General features: G+C 34.3%; 21 protein-coding genes. 13 read left to right on the top strand and 8 right to left on the bottom strand.

Translation table 11 applies throughout. The features are described from left to right. Positions 1-44 precede the first annotated feature (44 nt). Positions 45-2,807 carry a M16 family metallopeptidase gene (locus ACPX19_RS09460; RefSeq protein ID WP_426429760.1) on the bottom strand — a complete coding sequence of 921 codons (2,763 nt, stop codon included), beginning with the start codon at positions 2,805-2,807 and terminating at the stop codon, positions 45-47. Positions 2,808-3,043: 236 nt separating this feature from the next. On the opposite strand from ACPX19_RS09460, the gene ACPX19_RS09455 reads away from it, so the two are divergent. The 7 genes from ACPX19_RS09455 (at position 3,044) to ACPX19_RS09425 (ending at position 8,627) form a co-directional block, all read left to right on the top strand. Further along, positions 3,044-3,811 carry a ParA family protein gene (locus ACPX19_RS09455; protein WP_426429759.1) on the top strand — a complete coding sequence of 256 codons (768 nt, stop codon included), beginning with the start codon at positions 3,044-3,046 and terminating at the stop codon, positions 3,809-3,811. Continuing rightward, entirely contained in the window at positions 3,811-4,713 is a 903-nt protein-coding gene (locus ACPX19_RS09450; protein ID WP_426429758.1) for a ParB/RepB/Spo0J family partition protein, read from the top strand. Before ACPX19_RS09455 ends, ACPX19_RS09450 begins: the two co-directional genes overlap by 1 nt. After that, positions 4,703-5,308, top strand: coding sequence for a DUF5683 domain-containing protein (locus ACPX19_RS09445; RefSeq protein ID WP_426429757.1), 606 nt, complete (start codon positions 4,703-4,705; stop codon positions 5,306-5,308). Before ACPX19_RS09450 ends, ACPX19_RS09445 begins: the two co-directional genes overlap by 11 nt. Next, positions 5,308-6,009 carry a 4-hydroxy-tetrahydrodipicolinate reductase gene (gene dapB / locus ACPX19_RS09440; RefSeq protein WP_426429756.1) on the top strand — a complete coding sequence of 234 codons (702 nt, stop codon included), beginning with the start codon at positions 5,308-5,310 and terminating at the stop codon, positions 6,007-6,009. The genes ACPX19_RS09445 and dapB overlap by 1 nt, the downstream gene beginning before the upstream one ends. A gap of 61 nt (positions 6,010-6,070) precedes the next feature. Then, positions 6,071-7,693, top strand: coding sequence for a signal peptidase I (gene lepB / locus ACPX19_RS09435; RefSeq protein ID WP_426429755.1), 1,623 nt, complete (start codon positions 6,071-6,073; stop codon positions 7,691-7,693). A gap of 11 nt (positions 7,694-7,704) precedes the next feature. Further along, complete coding sequence (locus ACPX19_RS09430; RefSeq protein ID WP_426429754.1) at positions 7,705-8,325, top strand: WbqC family protein; 621 nt, start codon at positions 7,705-7,707, stop codon at positions 8,323-8,325. Continuing rightward, positions 8,319-8,627 carry a DUF6122 family protein gene (locus ACPX19_RS09425; protein WP_426429753.1) on the top strand — a complete coding sequence of 103 codons (309 nt, stop codon included), beginning with the start codon at positions 8,319-8,321 and terminating at the stop codon, positions 8,625-8,627. The genes ACPX19_RS09430 and ACPX19_RS09425 overlap by 7 nt, the downstream gene beginning before the upstream one ends. On the opposite strand, the gene ACPX19_RS09420 is transcribed toward ACPX19_RS09425, so the two are convergent. The 7 genes from ACPX19_RS09420 to ACPX19_RS09390 form a co-directional block, all read right to left on the bottom strand. After that, entirely contained in the window at positions 8,616-9,647 is a 1,032-nt protein-coding gene (locus ACPX19_RS09420; RefSeq protein ID WP_426429752.1) for an endonuclease/exonuclease/phosphatase family protein, read from the bottom strand. The genes ACPX19_RS09425 and ACPX19_RS09420 overlap by 12 nt on opposite strands. Positions 9,648-9,652: 5 nt before the next feature. Beyond that, the gene (locus ACPX19_RS09415) at positions 9,653-10,531 is read right to left on the bottom strand and encodes a rhomboid family intramembrane serine protease (RefSeq protein WP_426429751.1); all 879 of its coding nucleotides are present in this window, start codon (positions 10,529-10,531) and stop codon (positions 9,653-9,655) included. A 2-nt stretch (positions 10,532-10,533) separates the two neighbouring features. After that, entirely contained in the window at positions 10,534-11,286 is a 753-nt protein-coding gene (locus tag ACPX19_RS09410; RefSeq protein WP_426429750.1) for a rhomboid family intramembrane serine protease, read from the bottom strand. A gap of 1 nt (position 11,287) precedes the next feature. Then, positions 11,288-13,156: a DNA mismatch repair endonuclease MutL gene (mutL, locus tag ACPX19_RS09405; RefSeq protein ID WP_426429749.1), complete on the bottom strand. Its 1,869-nt coding sequence runs from the start codon at positions 13,154-13,156 to the stop codon at positions 11,288-11,290. Further along, entirely contained in the window at positions 13,156-13,431 is a 276-nt protein-coding gene (locus tag ACPX19_RS09400; RefSeq protein WP_426429748.1) for a riboflavin synthase subunit beta, read from the bottom strand. Before ACPX19_RS09400 ends, mutL begins: the two co-directional genes overlap by 1 nt. A gap of 441 nt (positions 13,432-13,872) precedes the next feature. Continuing rightward, a complete protein-coding gene (ribH, locus tag ACPX19_RS09395) occupies positions 13,873-14,379 on the bottom strand; it encodes a 6,7-dimethyl-8-ribityllumazine synthase (protein ID WP_426429747.1) in 507 nt (168 codons plus the stop codon). A gap of 2 nt (positions 14,380-14,381) precedes the next feature. Next, a complete protein-coding gene (locus ACPX19_RS09390; RefSeq protein WP_426429746.1) occupies positions 14,382-15,146 on the bottom strand; it encodes a tetratricopeptide repeat protein in 765 nt (254 codons plus the stop codon). Positions 15,147-15,287: 141 nt separating this feature from the next. Here ACPX19_RS09390 and recF point away from each other — a divergent pair, with 141 nt between their 5' ends. The 6 genes from recF (at position 15,288) to ACPX19_RS09360 (ending at position 20,509) form a co-directional block, all read left to right on the top strand. After that, entirely contained in the window at positions 15,288-16,367 is a 1,080-nt protein-coding gene (gene recF, locus ACPX19_RS09385; RefSeq protein ID WP_426429745.1) for a DNA replication/repair protein RecF, read from the top strand. Beyond that, on the top strand, positions 16,364-16,783 hold the full coding sequence (locus tag ACPX19_RS09380; RefSeq protein ID WP_426429744.1) for a hypothetical protein: 420 nt from the start codon (positions 16,364-16,366) through the stop codon (positions 16,781-16,783). Before recF ends, ACPX19_RS09380 begins: the two co-directional genes overlap by 4 nt. A gap of 17 nt (positions 16,784-16,800) precedes the next feature. Next, positions 16,801-17,097 (top strand): DUF721 domain-containing protein, encoded by a 297-nt coding sequence (locus tag ACPX19_RS09375; protein WP_426429743.1) that lies wholly within the window; start codon positions 16,801-16,803, stop codon positions 17,095-17,097. Positions 17,098-17,171: 74 nt separating this feature from the next. After that, positions 17,172-17,699 (top strand): CIA30 family protein, encoded by a 528-nt coding sequence (locus tag ACPX19_RS09370; RefSeq protein WP_426429742.1) that lies wholly within the window; start codon positions 17,172-17,174, stop codon positions 17,697-17,699. A 39-nt stretch (positions 17,700-17,738) separates the two neighbouring features. Beyond that, entirely contained in the window at positions 17,739-20,156 is a 2,418-nt protein-coding gene (locus ACPX19_RS09365; protein ID WP_426429741.1) for a penicillin acylase family protein, read from the top strand. Next, on the top strand, positions 20,156-20,509 hold the full coding sequence (locus tag ACPX19_RS09360) for a hypothetical protein (protein WP_426429740.1): 354 nt from the start codon (positions 20,156-20,158) through the stop codon (positions 20,507-20,509). Before ACPX19_RS09365 ends, ACPX19_RS09360 begins: the two co-directional genes overlap by 1 nt. The last annotated feature ends 77 nt before the right edge of the window (positions 20,510-20,586 follow it).

Below are 20,586 nucleotides of genomic sequence, written 5' to 3'. Positions count from 1 at the left end.
AAAAGCCCTTCATTTTGAAGGGCTTTTATTTTTTAAATTATGCCTTAATCATCAACTTTATCTTTGGTGTCTTTTATTTCGTATTCTTTAAAGTCACCTCCATTCACAACGGTCCAATCTTTCATTTCTTTAAAATAGGTTTTAATCACCTTATTAACGTCTTCAACAGTTAAGCTTTTTACCTTTTCTTCAATGTTCTTTTGGAACATCATATCTCTATCATAGTAAAGATTGTTATTTATAGTACTAGCCAATTCATTATCCTTTGCTCTAGAAACACTTTGAGCCTGTACCCAACCTGCAACCGCATCGTCTAATTCTTGCTGTGTAATACCATCTTTGATAAAACGTGCAATCTCTTCTTCAAAGCCTTTTTGCACTTTTGCATCGTTTTCTGGTGCATAGATAGCATAGATAAACATTCCTGAGTTTTTATCTTCTTTATCACTATCTACATTAACTCCACCTCCTGCGCCATAGCTTACACCATCTTGCTGACGTAATCTTGTAGCAATACGAGAATTTAAGAACCCACCACCAAATACAGAACCTGCAACTTGTAAAGCTGCATAATCATCGTCATACTGGCTACATTCAAAGTTTAAGAATCCTAAGGTAAAGGCATTCTTTTTGTCTGGAGTTTTAATCTGCTCGTTAGCAGGATTATTTGCCGTGTAAGGGTCTTTAATTTCAGAATATGGTAAGTTGGATTTAAAATCGGCATATTCTTTTTCAAAATAACCTTTAAGTGCTGCTTCATCAATATTACCAATAGCTACTAAAGTCGCGTTATTAGAAATACCGTAAAAATTATTATAATAGTCTTGCATTGCTTCAACCGTAACATCATTAATAGCTGCAAGCTCCTCTTCCATAGACATATTGTATAGCGGATGACCTTTTTCATACCTTTGGTTAATTTCACCCAAACGTTTTTGAACCAAATATTGTGGCTCTGTTTTGTTTCGCTCAATGTTAGCGATATCCTGAGTTTTAAGCTTATCTAATTCTTCTTGACTAAATGCTGGCGATTTTAACATCTCCGTCATTAAATCTAAAGTTTCCATCAAGTGTTCTTTGGTCGAGGTTACATAAGCGTATGTTCTACCATTACTACCACTGAAAAAAACACTAGATTTAAGTTCACTTAACTTATCTTCTATGTCCTGTCTTGATTTACTCTTAGTACCTTTATTGAGCATTCTAGCCGTATAACTCGCTACCATTCCCTTATTCATTAAATCATCAACACTGCCGTTTCTAAAGGTGAAATTAACGTTTACGGTTTCACCTCTATTGTCTTTTTTGATAAATCCATATTCGATTCCCGTTTGACCAATAGTACCTGAATCTAAACGTGCTTGAATGTTGGCATAAGACACATCAAAAGCCTCACCTACGCTCATGGCTTCCTTACCTTTATAGTTAGTTACTAACTCTTCCAGTCCTTCTGTATGAGGAATCTCGATACGCATTGGTTGTTTTGTCGGAATAAAATTACCAACCGTTCTATTGGTCTTTATGAAATAGTTGCTTAAAACCTCATTGACTTGCTCTAGTGTTGCGGCTTCTACGCGGTCTCTATGGATAAACATTAACCTCCAATCTCCAGCTCCTATAAACTCACTTGTATAAGTACCTAGAAATGAAGAGTTACGCATCATTTGATCCATTTGCTTGCCTAAGTTGGCTTTAGCACGTTTTAACTCTTCTTCGGTAATTGGATTATCTCTAAGCCCATCGAAAATCTCTAATAAGGTAGCCTCAGCATCAGCCAATGATTTATCTGAAGGTACATCGACATTAAAATACATAAAACCAGGCTCTTTGGTAAATGGCGAAAAACTCCAAATAGAAGATGCTTTATTACTTTCTACCAAAGCTTTATATAAACGACCAGAAGGTTGATCTGTTAAGATATTTTCCACAAGCGCTAATGGCGCATAATCTACATGCGATCCTGCTGGTGTGTGATATAATGCAGATACTAATTGCAAATCTCCCACTCTACTCAACTCCACTCTCTTTTCGCCATCTTGTGGAGGTTCTATGGTAGGCACATCTCTCAATGGAGTATCTGGATTTTTTATGCCACCAAATTTCTTTTCGATTAAGGCCAGGGTTTTATCTTTATCAAACTTACCTGTAACCATTAAAACTGCGTTATCTGGGCGATAATATTTTTTATAGAATGCTTTTAGGTTTTCAATCGGAACACGCTCAATATCAGACTTATTACCAATAGTTGATTGTCCGTAATTATGCCATAAAAATGCAGAGCTTATTACCTTTTGCATCAACACACTGGTTGGTGAATTTTCACCAGATTCAAACTCATTTCTCACCACCGAAAATTCAGAATCTAAATCTTTTTTAGCAATATAAGAGTTCACCATACGATCCGCTTCCAAATCTAAAGCCCAATCCAAATTATCTTCAGTAGCATTAAAAGTTTCAAAATAGTTAGTTCTGTCGTACCAAGTTGTACCATTTGGTCTAGCACCACGAGCTGTTAATTCTTTTGGAATGTCTGGATGGTTTGGTGTTCCTTTAAACACAAGGTGTTCCAACAGGTGAGCCATTCCTTTTTCTCCATAACCTTCGTGTCTTGATCCTACTTTATAGGTAATATTGACAGTGATAGTTTGAGAAGAATTGTCTGGAAATAATAGAACCTTAAGTCCGTTATCCAATTTGTACTCCGTGATGCCTTCTACAGAGGCGGTTTGCTTTGGCTGAGCTTCTACTATAACAAAAAATAGTAAAGCAACTGCCAGCACTAATGCAGTGCGGAAATTAGTTTTCATGTTTTTGATTAATTTATTGGTTATGCTAAAGTTAAATATTAAGATTTTAAAATCATGTTAAAAAACTGACAATTAAAACTTCACAAGTATTTAACCCTGAGTTAGCTGATACAATCCATAACGTAAAAAAGTTTAAAAATATTACCTACGCGTAAAAAGGCTAAAGTGTTAACAACTTCAATTTTCAAAACCCATAATAAATTGTATTTTTAGCCCTTAATAAACCAAATCATTTAATGGGTAAAATCATTGCTATTGCTAATCAAAAAGGTGGTGTCGGAAAAACGACTACCTCTGTAAATTTAGCAGCATCTCTAGGTGCACTAGAGAAGAAAGTCCTACTTATAGACGCAGATCCACAGGCTAACGCAAGTTCTGGTTTAGGCATCGATGTAGATGCTGTAGAAATTGGGTCGTATCAGGTTCTAGAACATACCAAAACAGCTAAAGAAGCCATAATTGCCTCAAATGCGCCAAATGTAGACGTTATTCCTGCTCATATAGACCTTGTAGCTATTGAGATAGAGCTTGTTGATAAAGATGAGCGAGAGTACATGCTTAAACAAGCTATTTCAGAATTGAAATCTGAATACGATTATATATTGATTGACTGTGCACCTTCATTAGGGTTATTAACTCTAAATGCTTTGACAGCTTCAGATTCCGTAATTATTCCTATTCAATGTGAGTATTTTGCGCTTGAAGGTTTAGGAAAACTGTTAAATACTATTAAAAGTGTACAAAAAATACACAACCAGGCGTTAGACATTGAAGGTATGCTACTTACCATGTTCGACTCGCGTTTACGTCTATCGAATCAGGTGGTAGAAGAAGTACAAAAGCACTTTAGCGATATGGTTTTTGAAACCATTATACAGCGTAATGTAAAACTCGGTGAAGCACCAAGTTATGGTGAGAGTATAATAAACTATGATGTAAGTAGTAAAGGTGCGACTAACTATTTGAGTTTGGCAAAAGAGCTTATAAAGAAAAATGAATTGTAATGGCGAAAGCGACCAAAAAACAAGCTTTAGGACGTGGACTTTCTGCTTTGCTTAAAGATCCAGATAATGATATTAAGTCTGTAGAGGATAGAAATGCCGACAAAGTTGTGGGTAATATTGTTGAACTTGATATTGACAGTATTGAGGTCAATCCATTTCAACCTAGAACTAACTTTAATGAAGAATCGCTTAGAGAACTAGCATCTTCAATTAGAGAGTTGGGTGTTATTCAACCAATTACAGTTAGAAAATTAGCGTTTAATAAATATCAGTTAGTCTCTGGTGAACGTCGTTTTAGAGCCTCTAAACTTATTGGTTTAGAAACTATTCCAGCATACATTAGAATAGCCAACGACCAAGAATCTCTAGAGATGGCATTGGTTGAAAACATTCAGAGACAAGATTTAGATCCCATTGAAATTGCTTTATCCTATCAACGTTTAATTGATGAAATTAACCTTACTCAAGAACAAATGAGTGAGCGTGTGGGAAAAAAACGTTCTACTATAGCCAACTATTTACGCCTGTTAAAACTAGATCCAATTATCCAAACCGGAATGAGAGATGGTTTTATTTCCATGGGTCATGGTAGAGCTATGGTAAATATTGAAAGTCCTGTAGATCAACTCGAAGTATATGAAAAAATAATTCGCAATAAACTTTCTGTAAGAGCTACCGAGCAACTGGCTAAAAATCTTAACAGTAAAGAAGAAGATAAGCCTGAAAGCGAACCAACAGAGGTTCCTAAATACATCAAAAAGGGTATCAAAGATTTTTCGGATTATTTTGGTCACAAGATAGATGTAAAGTTAGGCAAAAATGGTAGCGGTAAGATTACAATCCCTTTTCACTCTGAAGAGGATTTCAATAGAATTAAAAAACTAGTACAGCGTGCTAAATAAACAGCTTTTCTTTGGTATTCTATGTGTTGTATCATTATCATTTTCATCTGCTCAAGTAGAAAATGATACTACGAGCATTTCTATAGACAAAGAGCCTGTACTCATAGATAATGCACTCATTAAAAGGCAAGAAATTGACCCTTTAAGACCCTCTAAGGCAGCGTTTTATTCAGCTATTTTACCAGGCGGAGGACAGTTTTATAATAAAAAGTACTGGAAAATTCCAATAGTTTGGGGAGCTATTGGTACCGGAGTTTATTTCTATCTTAGAAACGACAAACAATTTGATCGTTACAGAGATGCTTACAAAAGACGTTTAGCAGGTTTTACTGATGATGAATTTTCTGATGCCAACGGTAACCCTCTTATTTCTAATGACGGATTAATACGAGCTCAACAACAATTTAGAAGGAACAAAGAAGTTTCACTTTTAGTGACCATTGGCTTGTATGCCCTCAACATCATTGATGCTAATGTAGATGCGCATCTGCTTCAATTTAATGTAGATGAGAATTTGAGCTTAAGTCCACATTATCAATACAACCAGATGGAAAATTCAGGAGATTTAGGATTAACTTTAAACTTTAAATTCTGATGAATATAGCTTTACTTGGTTATGGTAGAATGGGAAAAAGTATTGAAGCTATTGCTCTTGAGCGTAACCACAATATTATCCTAAAGGTTTCCGAGCCCACTGATGATTTAGACTTTTCTAATGTAGATGTAGCTATAGATTTTAGCATTCCAACTGCAGCAGTCGATAATATAAAAAAGGCCTTGGATGCTGGTGTTCCTGTACTATCTGGTACAACGGGATGGCTCGAACGCTATAACGAAGTAATTGACTACTGCAATTCTAAAAATGGGACATTCCTGTACGCCTCTAATTTTAGTTTAGGTGTGAATATATTTTTTGAAATCAACAAAAAATTAAGTCAACTTATATCTTCTGTTGAAGGTTATACCACTGAAATTGAAGAAATTCATCATACCCAAAAGTTAGATGCACCAAGTGGTACAGCTATAACTCTGGCTGAACAAATTATTAAAAACACTGACTATAAAAGCTGGACATTAGAAAAACCAAATGCTAATGAAATCCATATTGAAGCCAAACGTATTCCTGAGGTTCCTGGTACTCACGAAATTACTTATAATTCTGAAATTGATTCTATAAGCATTAAGCACACAGCGCACAGTAGACAAGGCTTTGCTTTGGGTGCTGTAATTGCAGCGGAATGGATAAAAGATAAAAAAGGCATCTTTAGCATGAAAGATGTGTTAAACATTGGTTAATTTGCCAATCATTTGAAACAAATTAAAATATTTTTCAACCTACTAGACTAAACATAAAATTATGACTTGGACAGAGTGGTTTATTTTTTTACTGATATTACAAATTATTCATGGCTTAGGTACATGGAAACTTTATGTTAAAGCTGGTAGACAAGCTTGGGAAGCATTTGTACCTGTTTACAATGCTGTCATTTTAATGAAGATAATTTCTCGTCCTTGGTGGTGGGTTATTCTTATGTTTTTACCAATTGTAAATCTTATAATGATTCCTGCAGCTTGGGTAGAAACTGCGAGGGCATTTGGTAAAGACAGTAAATTAGATGCTTTAATCTGTATCTTAACCCTTGGCTTTTATCTGTATTATTTGAACTATGTTGAAGATGTTAAGTACATCGAAAACAGACAACTAAAGCCAAAAACCTCTGCTGGTGAGTGGATTACTTCCATCCTATTCGCTATTGTAGCTGCCACTATAGTACATACCTATTTTTTTCAACCGTTTGTTATTCCATCGTCGTCTTTAGAAAAATCGTTATTAGTTGGTGATTTCTTAATTGTTAGCAAGATACATTACGGTGCCAGAGGTCCTATGACCACTGTTGGAGCACCAATGGTACATGACACCATTCCAAAATTGGGTATAAAATCATATTTATTTAGCGATAATTATGAAGAACGTAACACGTCTTGGAAAAACAAACTACAACTTCCCTATTTTAGATTACCTGGCTTTGAAAGTGTTGAGCGTAATGACATTGTCGTTTTTAACCAACCAGCAGATACGTTGTTGGACATGAATGTATTTACGCCAGATCGCAACTACTACAAACCAATAGATAAAAAAACCAATTTGGTAAAACGTTGTGTTGCAATACCAGGTGACACTTTAGAGATAAGAGACGGCTATGTATTTATTAATGGTAAGCAAAATGTATTACCTCCAAGATCTAATTTGCAATTTTCTTATCGCTTAACTCTGAAAAAACCTATTACCACAGCTGGCGAAGAACGCTTGTTTTACAATATGTTAGAAAAAGCGGACATTGATGATGGTTTTAGAATTAATCCTGACGGTTCATTTTATTTAGCGGCAGCATCAGATGAAGCGGTTAATAAACTTAGAGTACAACCTAATGTAGCTAGTGTAGAACGTGTCATTCAGGAAAAAGGTATTTCTGGTGATGTTTTTCCTAGAGATACCTATCATAATGATTGGAATACAGATCATTTTGGACCGCTCTGGATTCCTAAAGCCGGTGCTACGGTTGATTTGAATATTGAAAATATTGCTTTATACAAGCGTGCCATAGGCGAATACGAAGGCAATGAAGTTGTTACTCGAGGAGATGAGATTTATATTAACAACCAACCTGCAACTTCATATACTTTTAAGCAAGATTACTACTGGATGATGGGTGACAACAGAAACAATTCTATTGATAGTAGATATTGGGGCTTTGTACCCTATGATCATATTTTTGGAAAACCTGTGTTTATCTGGATGAGTATAGATGGCCTAATGGATGGTGGTATTAAAAATTGGAAGTTTCGTTGGGACAGAATCTTTACAACAGTAAGCGGTTCTGGTGAACGTACCTCATATTTTATTCCATTTTTAGTTTTGGTATTAGGTATTTATGGTTTTCATAAATGGCGTAAGAAAAAGAAGGCTTCAGCTTCTTAAATCCTTATTGAATGGATTGCCTTATACATCCAACTTACTTCCCGAATATAGCGCACTTTGTTGCTATGGTAAAGTCAGATTCTTTGTGTTTTGAAGTTTGCGACAACTACCAAAAGCAATCCTTCAGAAATCGTACAGAAATCTATGGATCTAATGGCAAATTAGCACTTACTGTTCCTGTAAATTACTCTCAAAAAAACAGACAATTGTACAAAGATGTAAAAATTGCCAATGAAGATAATTGGCAATTATTGCATTTAAAATCACTACAATCGGCTTACAGCATGTCTCCTTTTTTTGAATTTTATATTGACGATTTTATGCCACTTTTTGAGAAAAAATTCGACTATATTTTAGATTTGAATCTAAAATGTTTCGAAATCATTGTAGATAGTCTTCAAATAGAATTAAGCGTTTCTAAAAGTACAGTCTTTGAAAAAGACACTTTTGATAAAACAGATTTTAGACCTTTGGTAAAACGTAATTACGAAGCCAGTAACTTAGAGTATTATACACAAGTATTTACAGACAAACATGGCTTTATTCCCAATCTGAGCATTTTAGATTTACTTTTTAATGAAGGACCTAATACCGAGTTGTATCTTAATCGTCAAAGCATAAGTAAATGCTAAAGTTTGCAATTCATTATGGGCTGCATTTTGGTCTGCCTCTAGCAATTTCAATTATATTCTTTAAAAAGCAGTGGCTAAAAATGTACTTCGTTATGCTTTCAGCATTTATTATTGACCTAGATCATCTATTGGCCAATCCAATTTTCGATGCGAATCGTTGCAGTATCGGTTTTCATCCGCTCCATAGTTATTATGCTATTGTAGTGTATACCATTCTATTATTACCCAAAATAACCCGAGTTTTTGCTATTGGTCTTTTAGCTCATATTGTTTCAGATGGTGTGGATTGCTTACTTATTTAGGTTTAAAGTAGCTTTTACAGGGTAGTGATCGGAAAGATTGATATCATTATAGGTTTTAAAACCATTGATTTTAAATCGTTTATCTGCTAAAATGAAATCGATTCGCAGCGGAAAGAATTTAAAATCGAACGATTTACCAAAACCGTTACCAGCCTTTTCAAAAGCATCTTTTAAGTCATCGCCTAAAATCTCTTTGTAGCTATATGAATATGACGTGTTATTAAAATCACCTGCAACAATAATTTTGTGTGGACATTTGGATTTATGCTCTAAAAAAAGCTCAACCTGTGATTGCTGCATTATAAATGCTTCCTTAACTCGTTTTAAAAATACATCTCTAGAGTATTGACTATTTATATAATCAATTTCTGTATTGATTTTTGCAGATTGCAGGTGTACATTGTAGATTCTAATGGTATCCTTTGCCTTTACTACATCAACAAAAACAGCATTGTTACCAGTATTAGTAAATTCTAAAGACCCAGAATTAATAATTGGAAATTTAGAAAATATAGTATGTCCTCCCTTAGCGTCTTTAGTATACCGACCGTTGTAATCCGTGTAGCCCTCTAATTTTATAGGTGTTCCTCTAGTGTATTCTTGTATGCAAATAACATCAGGGGATTCTTTAAGAAAAAAATCTATGATGTCTTCTCTGGTTGTTTTGTTGGGTTTCCAATTATACTTGTTAAATAATCTCACATTAAATGACATAACAGAAAGATTACCAGGCTCTTCAACTTTTTTTGAAGATGAAAATTTATATAATGCACCTAAGTAGTTCCAACCTAAAAGCAACACAACAAGAGACAATAACATTTGCTTTTTAACTTGAAGCAACCAATACAAAAAGAAAAAAACATTGAGCAAAATTAATAATGGTACACCTAAACTTAGAACGGACAAAGTCGCAAAACTCTTTGGAGGAACGTAAGGCAATAGGTAAGAAATAAGCAATAAGAAAGCTGCCAATGAGTTGACAATAAATATAATCTTGTTAAAGAAACCTAACTTTTTCATTGCTTTCAATCTTCTTTACTCGCATCAAACAAAAATGCTTTCTCTTCAGATGATAAACTTTCGTAACCACTTTTACTGATTTTATCTAAAATAGTATCTATCTTTTTTTGTTTATCACTTTTATCTGATGGTTTTGATCTTGATGATGTTCTTGAAGGTGCCTTTGATGTTCTGTGTACCGTTTTTAAATTAGACTTGGGCTTAAACCAACTTGCTACCGAGTCCATCATACGCTCAAAACCAACACCAATATCCTTTCCTTTTACCAATTGCGTGGCATAATAATACCCTAAGATGTAGCCACCTATATGAGCCACATAACCTCCTTGATTAATCCCTAACATTAGCCTGAAAACATCCATAACCACAAAGAAAATGGCAATATGCATCCATTTAACATTAAAAGTATTGAATAACCTAATTTCTGATTTAGGCATGTAAATGGCAATAAACATTAGCAAGGCACTAACACCTGCAGAAGCACCAACCATAATGCCATTTTTAGCACCAAAGAAATTAGTTGGTACAATATTAGCAACAGCGAGATAAGCCAAACCACCTGAAATAATACCGAGCAGATAAATATTTAAAACCATTTTGGTTCTAAACAAGTTAGATGCTGCTCTTGACAGGTAGAATAAAAAAAGCATATTGAATAACAGATGAAAAGGTCCGTTATGAAAAAATCCATAAGATATTAAAGACCAAGGCTGTAGAATAAAATTACCAAAAATGGACGGTAATTTAAAGTATTCAACTATACCAAGTTTTAACAGATTTGTCAGTACAACATCTACAATAAACAAAATAACATTTATGGTAATAATCTTACCAAAAACGTCAAGGTTATCATAACGATATTTTAAACTTTCAAAAGTTGTCATTTTTAATTCCAACGGTATTTATCGCGTTCGTTTTTCTTCCAAAAATACATTAGCAAAAACCCAGTAAGTGCACCTCCAACGTGAGCCATATATGCTGTGTTACTTGGGCTAAATATAGATTGCCCTGACAATGCCGAGAATAAATCTAATGCAATGATTCCTGGAATAAAATATTTAGCCTTAATCGGTATTGGTAAGAAAATCAACATCAGCTTAGATTCTGGAAATAACATTCCAAAAGCAACAAGAACACCCATAATTGCACCAGAAGCCCCAACCATAGTTGAATTAAATGCACTGGCAAACCCTTGAAATTTATCACCTAAAACTGGAACCCACCTCTTATCATATTGACCTTCGCTTAGAACATTTAAAATTTCCGTTTGAGAAAAACCAGAATCCAACAATGTTTCTAAACCAGTATTAAATTGAAAATATAAAAATGCAACCTGAATAATTGCCGCTCCAAAACCTGAAAGAAGATAGAAAACAATGAACTTTCGCATACCGAAGACCTGTTCAACGGCAGTACCAAACATCCAAAGAGCAAACATATTGAATAAAATATGAGTTAAACCACCATGCATAAACATATGTGTTAAAACCTGCCATGGTTCAAACATAGGGTTTTTAGGAAAATACAAAGCAAACCATTGATAAAATGATTGACCATTGCCTATAGCCATTGTACCAATAAACATTATTACATTAATAATCAATAAATGCTTTACGGCATCTGTTATTCCTTGTCTCATACTACATAAATTTCTTTTCAATGTCGTCTGTAGACATTGTTATAAACGTTGGTCTGTTGCTTGGCGATACATTTGGCTCCTTACATGCAAATAAACTATTTACTAAATGCTCTTGCTCTGTATTATTTAGTACTTGTCCGTTCTTAATAGCAAGACTTTTTGCCATAGATTTTGCCAATAAATCCGCAGCACTAAAATTAGCATCAGGAACATCATTTTCAACATCACTAATTAGCTGTTCTAAAATGATAGAAACCTCACTCTCTGGCACTCCAACAGGAACTCCCGTAATTGTAATGGTTTCTTTCTTAACGTCAGAAAACACAAATCCTGTATGTTCTAAATCCTCTTGTAATTCTGAAATAATATTAATTTCATTAGGTGTAAAACTCAATTGTAGAGGAAACAATAACTGCTGACTTGTAGCTTGCTTAATAGTGATGTGCTTTAAAAAACTCTCATATAATACGCGTTGGTGTGCTCTATTCTGGTCAATAACGAGCATTCCAGATTTTAAGGTACTTACTATATATTTTTGCTGTAGTTGAAATGTGGTTTTACTTGTTTCAACCGATGCGTCACTAAAAATTGTTTCGGTTTTTACCTCTTTTTCAAAGTTAACTTCAACAGAGTCTGCTTTACCAGAATTTCCTTTAGACTCCAACCCTACATATAAACTTTCCCAATGAGTTGATGGTGTGGGTTTAAAACTAGTTTTAAACGAAGTTGACTTGGAAGAAGAACCACTAGAAACAGTGTCATCTGCAAATGGATTAAAACTTCTGTCCACCTCTATAGTTGGTGTTTTGCCTACCTTATCCTTATAACTGTAAGGCGTATTGAATTGGTCTTGATGTTCAAAATCAAGAACTGGCGCAATATTAAATTGTCCTAAACTGTGCTTTACAGAAGACCTTAATATAGCATATAAGGTATGCTCGTCATCAAACTTTATTTCGGTTTTAGTAGGATGAATATTAATATCTATAGTTTTAGGATCTACAGTAAGATTTAAAAAGTAACTCGCATGGTAACCATCTTTAAGCAAACCTTCAAATGCTGCGCTGATGGCATGATTTAGATATGGACTTTTAATAAAACGTTGGTTTACAAAAAAGAATTGTTCCATACGTGTTTTTTTGGAATACTCTGGTTTGCCAACAAATCCTGAAATTTTTAAAACCTCTGTCTCTTCTTCAACTGGCACTAGTTTTTCATTGGTTTTGCTACCAAAAATATGTACCACACGTTGCCTATAATTTTCTTTTGGAAGATTAAAAAGTTCACTTCCGTTATGATAAAAAGCAAAAGCTATATTAGGATGCGCTAAGGCTACTCGGTGAAATTCATCCGTAATATGCCTTAATTCTACAGTATCCGATTTTAAAAAGTTGCGTCTCGCAGGAATGTTAAAAAATAAATTTTTAACAGCAACAGAGGTGCCGGTTGGTGTTACAGCAACTTCTTGAGATTTTACCGTACTCCCTTCTATTTCGATAGCAGTACCAAGCTCATCACTTGGTCGTTTGGTTTTTAATTCCACATGTGCAATTGCCGCAATACTGGCTAAGGCTTCTCCTCTGAATCCTTTGGTGTTTAATTGAAATAAATCTTCAGCTGATTTTATTTTTGAAGTCGCATGACGCTCAAAACTCAAACGCGCATCGGTAACACTCATACCTTTGCCGTTATCTATAACTTGCACCAATGTTTTACCAGCATCTTTGATAATGAGTTTTATTTCGTCTGCCTCAGCATCTATAGCATTTTCTAAAAGCTCTTTAACTACTGATGCAGGTCGCTGTACCACTTCACCAGCTGCAATTTGGTTGGCAACATGGTCTGGTAAAAGTTGAATGATATCTGTCATTAGCTTTGAGGGAAGAAGATAGACAAATCGAAACCAAACAGTAACAAAAACAATAGAATTAAAATGCCAGCTATAATAAAGACACGTTTATTTACGCTTTCATCTCTACTGTTTTGATATTCATCTATTGCGGCATTCCATTTTCCTTTTAAACCTTTTGGTGGATTTATTGTTTTACGGTATTCGTCGAACTTGTGTTTTAATTCATAAGGATTTCCGTCACCTTTGTAGTAACGTGGTTTATAATCATACTTTTTATTTTTTTTCAATTTCATTAATCCCATAATATCCTTATTTAATATATCCTTCTAAGACATACATTAAAACAAAAAGCGCTATGAGCATTATTATTAAAGCTGGTAAAGAAAATAACTTATTAGATTTTCGATTGGTATTACCCTTCATTTCAACCCACTTACGCTCCAAGTCGTCCTTCGACTCTTCCCGATGATTATCGGTTTCGGAATCTTGAAAACGTGGCTTATAACTAAACCGCTTATTTTTTCTTTGATTAAACAAGTTCTCTTGTAAATTAAAACCTTGATAGTCTCAAAAGTACTTAAAATACTAGGAAAAAACGTTTAAAGATTCCTTAAAATTATCAACAAAAAAGATGCCAAGCTTAGGTGTTAGGGATTAGGAATGAGATTACTCTAATTTAAATCAATCAATATAATTAAATACTAACGAATGAATACTTAATACTGTACTGAGCTCTACTTCGTCTCTTTTCTAAGCTGTGCCATTTTAATGGCCGCTATGGCAGCTTCTGTTCCCTTGTTACCATGCTTACCTCCAGAACGGTCAATAGATTGCTGCATGTTATTATCTGTTAGTACACAGAAAATAACTGGTATATCTCCAGATAAATTTAAGTCCTTTATTCCTTGGGTAACACCTTCGCACACAAAATCGAAATGTTTGGTTTCACCTTGTATAACGCAACCAATAACGATTATAGCGTCTAACATGCCAGACTCAGCATAAATGCTTTTAGATAGTCGTGCAGCTCCATAGGTAAGCTCAAAAGTTCCTGGCACATTCCAACGTACAATATTTTCTTTTAATGCACCACAATCAATCAATGCATCAAAAGCACCTTGCCATAGGCCTTCAGTAATGTTATCATTCCATTCTGAAACAACAATCCCAAACCGAAAGTCTTTCGCGTTTGGGATTGTAGCTTTATCGTAATTCGATAAATTATGATTTGCAGTAGCCATGTTTATAAGCTTGCTTCTACTTTTCCGATTAGTACATCAACTTGTCCAGCTTCTGTAGAGTTTTCAAACTCAGAATCTATACGCTTTAAATAATCTAAAGCTTTCTGGTTTTCACCTAAATTTATAGCAACTCTTGCTGCTTTTAGTAAATACATAGGTGTTGTAAAATCGTTTACATTAGATTTGAATGCTTTTTCATAATACTCTAAAGCTTCAGGCAATTGCTCTAACTGAACAAACGCATCACCAATTCCTCCTTTAGCAATAGGTCCTAACATTTTGTCTTCGCTAGAAAAATCGCTTAAGTAAGTGATAGCATTTTGGTAATCTTTCAGGTTTAAATATGCCATACCTGCATAATAGTTTGCTAAATTTCCAGCAGGTGTACCACTATACTCCCTAGCAATGTCCTTCATACCAAATTTTCCTTCTCCTCCTTCGATAGCCATAAGATAAAGTGAGTCTGAAGAAATACCATTTGCAGCATCCTCAAAATATTTTTTTGCGGTGTACATTTCGTTCATCGCTTCTTTTTCATGAGGCTCTGCAATAAATTTGTTATAACCCATATAGCCTAAAACTATAAGTGCTACCGCAGCTATTACTCCAACAATGTAATTCTGATTTTTAACAAACCATTCCTCTGTCTTGGTAGCACCCTCATCTAGTGTGTTAAATACCTCAGCTGTTGTTGAGTTTTCCTCAGCAATTACTTCCTTCTCTTTTTGTGTTTTCGGTTTATAGCCTCTTTTCTTATACGTTGCCATATCTTGTCTATTAATGCGTGCGCAAAAATAAAATTTTTATTGGGATTTAAAAGCCTAATTATTTGTTATTTTTCAATAATTTGCGAGAATTTTGATTACATTAAAACACTAGTAAATTCAAGGAAAGAGCGTCTGTTTTTTATGATTCTAAATACACTATCTTTAGTTAATTACAAAAATTTTGAAAGTCAGGTTTTTGATTTCGACAGCAAAATAAATTGTTTTGTTGGTGCTAATGGCATAGGTAAAACGAATGCTTTAGACGCCATTTATCATTTGGCTTTTGGTAAAAGTTATTTTAATCCTGTAGCTGTTCAGAACATAAAACACGATAAAGATTTTTTTGTGGTTGATGGTAGTTTTACCAAAAATGAACGCACTGAAAAGGTTATTGTTTCACTAAAAAGAGGGCAGAAAAAAATAATAAAACGCAACGGAAAAGCTTATGAAAAGTTTAGCGACCATATAGGTTTTATTCCTTTGGTCATTATATCTCCTGCTGATAGAGACCTAATTATTGAAGGTAGCGATACCAGACGCAAATTCATTGACAGTGTTATTTCTCAAAGCGACAAATCCTATCTATCTGCACTTATTGCATATAATAAAGTACTATCTCAGCGAAATGCACTTTTAAAATACTTTGCTCTTAATAACACCTTTAATGCTGATACGCTCTCAATCTATAATGAACAACTGAATACTTACAGTAAAGAAATATTTAAAAAACGTGATGATTTTTTAAAAGTCTTTATCCCAATTTTTAAGGAACGATATGAGGCTATCAGTAAGAGTAAAGAAGTCATAGATTTAAAATACAAAAGCGATTTGTTTAATGGTGACCTAATGGATTTATTGCAAAATAACCTCAATAAAGACAGAGCGCTTCAATATACAAGTGTTGGTATACACAAAGATGATTTGGCATTTACAATTGATAATTTTCCGATAAAAAAATTTGGAAGTCAAGGACAACAAAAATCATTTTTAATCGCATTGAAACTGGCACAGTTCGATTTTATAAAACAACAAAGTGGTGTCTCACCTATTTTGCTTTTAGATGATATTTTTGACAAGTTGGACGAAAACAGGGTTTCACAAATTATCAGTCTTGTTGATGATGAGCATTTTGGGCAAATCTTTATCAGCGATACACATGCTGATCGAACAGAAGGTATTGTTAAGCAAATTCATCAATCATATAAAATCCTTAAGTTATGAAGAAGTTTTATTTTATAATTATAGTTCTAGTCTTCAGTTGTTCAGAAAATCCTGAAACATACATAGAGCATCTGAATGGCTATTGGGAGATAGAAGAAGTTACTTTAACAGACGGTACAAAAAAGCAATATCAATTTAACGAAACTATAGATTACATAAGCATTAATGATAGTCTACATGGTTTTAGAAAAAAACTAAATCCTGGAATTAATGATACTTATTTTACTTCGGATGATGCTGAAAAGTTAATTGTAAATCTTGAAAATGATAGTTTAAATCTCTATTACAGTACACCTTACGCCAAATGGAAAGAAACCGTTTTAGAGGCATCAGAAACACATCTAAAAATAAGCAATGAAAATAAGAACGTATATTTATACAAACGTTACAAACCAATTAAGCTAGATGTTGACTAAAAATTGACATAAGACATATGGCAAAGCGCAATAACGATAACCGTCCAATAGAAGAAATCCTGAAGGAATTTGTACAAACCAACAATTTAGAAGCTGGTTTAAACAAAGTTAATGTCCGTGAAGCATGGGCAAATCTTATGGGAAATGGTGTTAACAACTACACCACTGCCATTGAGCTTAAACATGAAACGCTTTATGTACAATTAAGCTCTAGTGTTTTGCGCGAAGAATTAAGCTACGGAAACGAAAAAATTGTAAAAATGCTTAACGAGTCCGTTGGCAAAGACATTGTAAAGAAATTAGTTTTGCGCTAGATTCAAAATTCTTAAAGTTTTTAAAAATCTAAATTATATGCTTTTATTGCTTCGTATCTTTACAAAAAGCGATAATGAGACTATATTTATTTATTTCTGTAATACTCTTTCAACAGACCATGACCCTATTTCAATTCTCTTCTGAAAGCAATGTAAATAATTGGAAAATACTAGATGATGTTGTTATGGGTGGAAGATCAAATGGTGATTTCAAAATTAACAAGGATGGTCATGGCGAATATTCAGGCAATGTTTCACTAGACAATAATGGCGGGTTCTCTTCATTACGCTATTACTTTGAAACTACAGATACTTCTGAATATTCGAAATTTAAAATTAGACTTAAAGGTGACGGCAAAAGCTATCAGTTTAGAACGAAGAATAGCCTAAATCAAAGCCATTCTTACATCTATAAATTTGAAACTATAAATGAATGGCAAACTATTGAGATACCATTTAATGCTATGTATGCCTCATTTAGAGGTTATCGTTTAGATATTCCAAATTTTAAAGGAGACAAAATGGAAGAGATTGCATTTTTAATTGGTAATAAAAAAGAAGAGAGTTTCAAACTAGTCATCGACTCCATTATTTTAGAATAATATTTGGTACTTTTAGAATCAAATAATTCTATATCCTACATGAAATTCGCTAAACTCATCATTTCCTTCATATTTACCGTAGGAATATTTTTTGTTCTCAATACCAAACTAGGCGCTATTCCACCAATTGGTAAATTTCTAAATCCATATTCTGGGATTTGGCAAAATGAAACAACGGAAGCCACCTCAGGAAATGTTTATATTCCTGGATTAAAAGGTAAGGTGACCGTGCACTATGACGCACAGTTAATTCCACATGTGTTTGCTCAAAACGAAAGTGATCTTTATAAAGCACAAGGCTACTTAACCGCTAAACATCGCTTATGGCAGTTAGAATTTCAAACCTTTGCTGCAGCTGGTAGATTATCTGAAATCATTGGAGAAAAAGCTTTGGATTATGACCGCACTGAACGTCGCAGAGGCATGGGTTATGGATCAGACCAAGCCATAGCATACATGGAAAAGTATGACAAAGAAACTCTAGGCTACATTCAAGATTATGCAGATGGTGTTAACGCATATATCAAACAACTAAAGCCAGAAGATTATCCTGTTGAATACAAGCTACTAGACTACAAACCTGAAGCTTGGACTCCTAAAAAAACTGCGTTGTTATTGATGTATATGACCAAAATGTTAGCAGGAGGTGATGATGATTTAGAATATACAAACGCCTTACGTCTATTTGGAAAAGAAAATTTCGACTTACTTTTTCCAGATTTTTTTGACATTACAGATCCAGTTATTCCAAAAGAAATCGATTGGACTTTTATAGATGTGCCACAAACACCTTTGCCAGAAAGTATAACAGTTTTGGATACCATTGCGGAAACCATTTCCAAACCTAATCCAGATAACGGAAGTAATAACTGGGCAGTATCAGGAACTAAATCGGCAACAGGAAATCCTATACTGGCGAATGATCCACATTTGGGTCTTAACCTACCATCTATTTGGTTTGTAATGCAACTAAGTACACCAAACCATAATGCGTTTGGCGCTACTATTCCAGGTGCACTAAGTGTCATTTCTGGGTTTAACCAACATATTGCTTGGGGAGAAACCAATGCGACAAGAGATGTTATTGATTGGTACAAGATTGAATTTAATGAAGACAGAACCAAATACAAATATGATGGCAAGTGGAAAGATGTTTCCATACGTGTTGAAGACATTAAAATAAGAGGAAAAGAAAACTACATAGATACTGTGCTCTATACACATCATGGCCCTGTGGTGTATGACAAGAACTTCAAGTCTGATAAAGAATTGGCAGGCTATGCGATGAAATGGATTGGGCACGAAGGTGGAAATAACCAAAAAACCTTTATAGAATTAAACAAGGCGAAAAACTATGATGACTATGTGAAGGCTTTACAGTTCTGGAATGCACCAGCACAAAACTTTGTGTTTGCTTCAACCGAAGGTGATATTGCACTTTGGATACAAGGCAAATTCCCTAATAAATGGGAAGGACAAGGAAAATTTTTAATGGATGGCAGCAAGCCTGAAAACGATTGGCAAAGCTACATACCCCAACAATTTAATGCACATACTAAAAACCCTGAGCGAGGTTTTGTGAGTTCTGCTAATCAACATCCTGTAGATGAAAACTATCCTTATTTTGTGTTTAATGATGGTTATGAAACGTATAGGAATAGAGTCATTAATGATTACTTTAATTCTAAAGAAAAAATCAGTATTGATGATTTTAAAAATTTACATAACAATAACTACAACCTTAAAGCCACTGAAATTGTACCCTACATGTTGGAACACATGGATACTTCTTCTCTTAGTGAAAAAGAAATGTCTATTTATAATGAAATAAAAGCATGGAAATTTAATAATGATATTGATGAAGTTGGCCCTAGTATTTTTAGGCAGTGGTATGGCAAACTCTACAATTTGGTTTGGGACGAATTCGATGTTGAAGACACTGCTTTAGACGCACCGTTTACCTATCAAACTATTTATTTATTGAAGAATCATGGAGACCACGAATTCATGGATATCGTTGAAACTGAAGATAAAGTCGAAACTGCTAAAGATTTATTTTTAATGGCTTTTAAAGAAGCTGCAACACGTTTAGAAGAAATCAAAAAGGAAAAAGGTGACTATACTTGGTTAAAATACAAAGCTACTTATGCAGGTCACTTATTACAAGCATTACCAGCATTTTCGAGATTTGATATTCCAATTGGTGGAGATAGAAATATTGTAAATGCAACTTCAGAAGATCATGGCCCTTCGTGGAGAATGATCGTTGAGATGACCACACCTCCCACAGCTATTGGTATTTATCCTGGCGGGCAATCTGGAAATCCAGGAAGCAAATACTATGATAATTTTATAGATGATTGGGCAGCTGGAAAATACCATCAACTTAACTTTTTGCAATCTGAACAACCAACTGATGCTATAATTGACACCCAAACCCTAACACCTAAAAACTAATGAAGAAAAATATTATCAATTTTTTTACAACTATACTACTTGCATTCTTGCTTTCGTTTGTTTTACCATGGTGGTCAGTAATGACGGCTGCTTTAACGACATCATTATTTATTCCGCTAAAAAAAACCGCAGTGTTTTTTGTGCCTTTTTTTGCTATTCTTGTGTTTTGGGCAGTTTATAGTTTTATACTTAGTAGCGGCAATGACTATACTTTAGCAAAACGAATTGCCGTTCTATTACCTCTTGGAGGTAATCCTTATGTTTTAATGTTGGTTACTGGAATTGTTGGTGGATTGGCTGCCGGCATAACATCTGTTTTGGGTAAGCAGATTGCTTTATACTCAAAAAAATAGCAAAAAAACACCCACACTTTCGTGTAGGTGTTTCAGCTAACAAAAAAACTCAAAAAATATCAAAATTTCTCATGATA

The sequence above is a fragment of the Winogradskyella sp. HB-48 genome, from assembly GCF_049942685.1.
GTDB lineage: Bacteria > Bacteroidota > Bacteroidia > Flavobacteriales > Flavobacteriaceae > Winogradskyella.
Note: the sequence above shows the minus strand (reverse complement) of the source record. Positions and strands in the feature narration are given on the sequence as shown.

Excerpts from the sequence above, each read along its gene's own strand:
- ACPX19_RS09410 (WP_426429750.1), bottom strand. The coding sequence starts at position 11,286 with ATGAGACAAGGAATAACAGATGCCGTAAAGCATTTATTGATTATTAAT.
- mutL (WP_426429749.1), bottom strand. The coding sequence starts at position 13,156 with ATGACAGATATCATTCAACTTTTACCAGACCATGTTGCCAACCAAATT.
- ACPX19_RS09430 (WP_426429754.1), top strand. The coding sequence starts at position 7,705 with ATGGATTGCCTTATACATCCAACTTACTTCCCGAATATAGCGCACTTT.
- lepB (WP_426429755.1), top strand. The coding sequence starts at position 6,071 with ATGACTTGGACAGAGTGGTTTATTTTTTTACTGATATTACAAATTATT.
- ACPX19_RS09370 (WP_426429742.1), top strand. The coding sequence starts at position 17,172 with ATGAGACTATATTTATTTATTTCTGTAATACTCTTTCAACAGACCATG.
- ACPX19_RS09450 (WP_426429758.1), top strand. The coding sequence starts at position 3,811 with ATGGCGAAAGCGACCAAAAAACAAGCTTTAGGACGTGGACTTTCTGCT.
- ACPX19_RS09375 (WP_426429743.1), top strand. The coding sequence starts at position 16,801 with ATGGCAAAGCGCAATAACGATAACCGTCCAATAGAAGAAATCCTGAAG.
- ACPX19_RS09380 (WP_426429744.1), top strand. The coding sequence starts at position 16,364 with ATGAAGAAGTTTTATTTTATAATTATAGTTCTAGTCTTCAGTTGTTCA.
- ribH (WP_426429747.1), bottom strand. The coding sequence starts at position 14,379 with ATGGCTACTGCAAATCATAATTTATCGAATTACGATAAAGCTACAATC.
- ACPX19_RS09420 (WP_426429752.1), bottom strand. The coding sequence starts at position 9,647 with ATGAAAAAGTTAGGTTTCTTTAACAAGATTATATTTATTGTCAACTCA.
- ACPX19_RS09365 (WP_426429741.1), top strand. The coding sequence starts at position 17,739 with ATGAAATTCGCTAAACTCATCATTTCCTTCATATTTACCGTAGGAATA.
- dapB (WP_426429756.1), top strand. The coding sequence starts at position 5,308 with ATGAATATAGCTTTACTTGGTTATGGTAGAATGGGAAAAAGTATTGAA.
- ACPX19_RS09460 (WP_426429760.1), bottom strand. The coding sequence starts at position 2,807 with ATGAAAACTAATTTCCGCACTGCATTAGTGCTGGCAGTTGCTTTACTA.
- ACPX19_RS09400 (WP_426429748.1), bottom strand. The coding sequence starts at position 13,431 with ATGAAATTGAAAAAAAATAAAAAGTATGATTATAAACCACGTTACTAC.
- ACPX19_RS09360 (WP_426429740.1), top strand. The coding sequence starts at position 20,156 with ATGAAGAAAAATATTATCAATTTTTTTACAACTATACTACTTGCATTC.
- recF (WP_426429745.1), top strand. The coding sequence starts at position 15,288 with ATGATTCTAAATACACTATCTTTAGTTAATTACAAAAATTTTGAAAGT.
- ACPX19_RS09390 (WP_426429746.1), bottom strand. The coding sequence starts at position 15,146 with ATGGCAACGTATAAGAAAAGAGGCTATAAACCGAAAACACAAAAAGAG.
- ACPX19_RS09415 (WP_426429751.1), bottom strand. The coding sequence starts at position 10,531 with ATGACAACTTTTGAAAGTTTAAAATATCGTTATGATAACCTTGACGTT.
- ACPX19_RS09425 (WP_426429753.1), top strand. The coding sequence starts at position 8,319 with ATGCTAAAGTTTGCAATTCATTATGGGCTGCATTTTGGTCTGCCTCTA.
- ACPX19_RS09455 (WP_426429759.1), top strand. The coding sequence starts at position 3,044 with ATGGGTAAAATCATTGCTATTGCTAATCAAAAAGGTGGTGTCGGAAAA.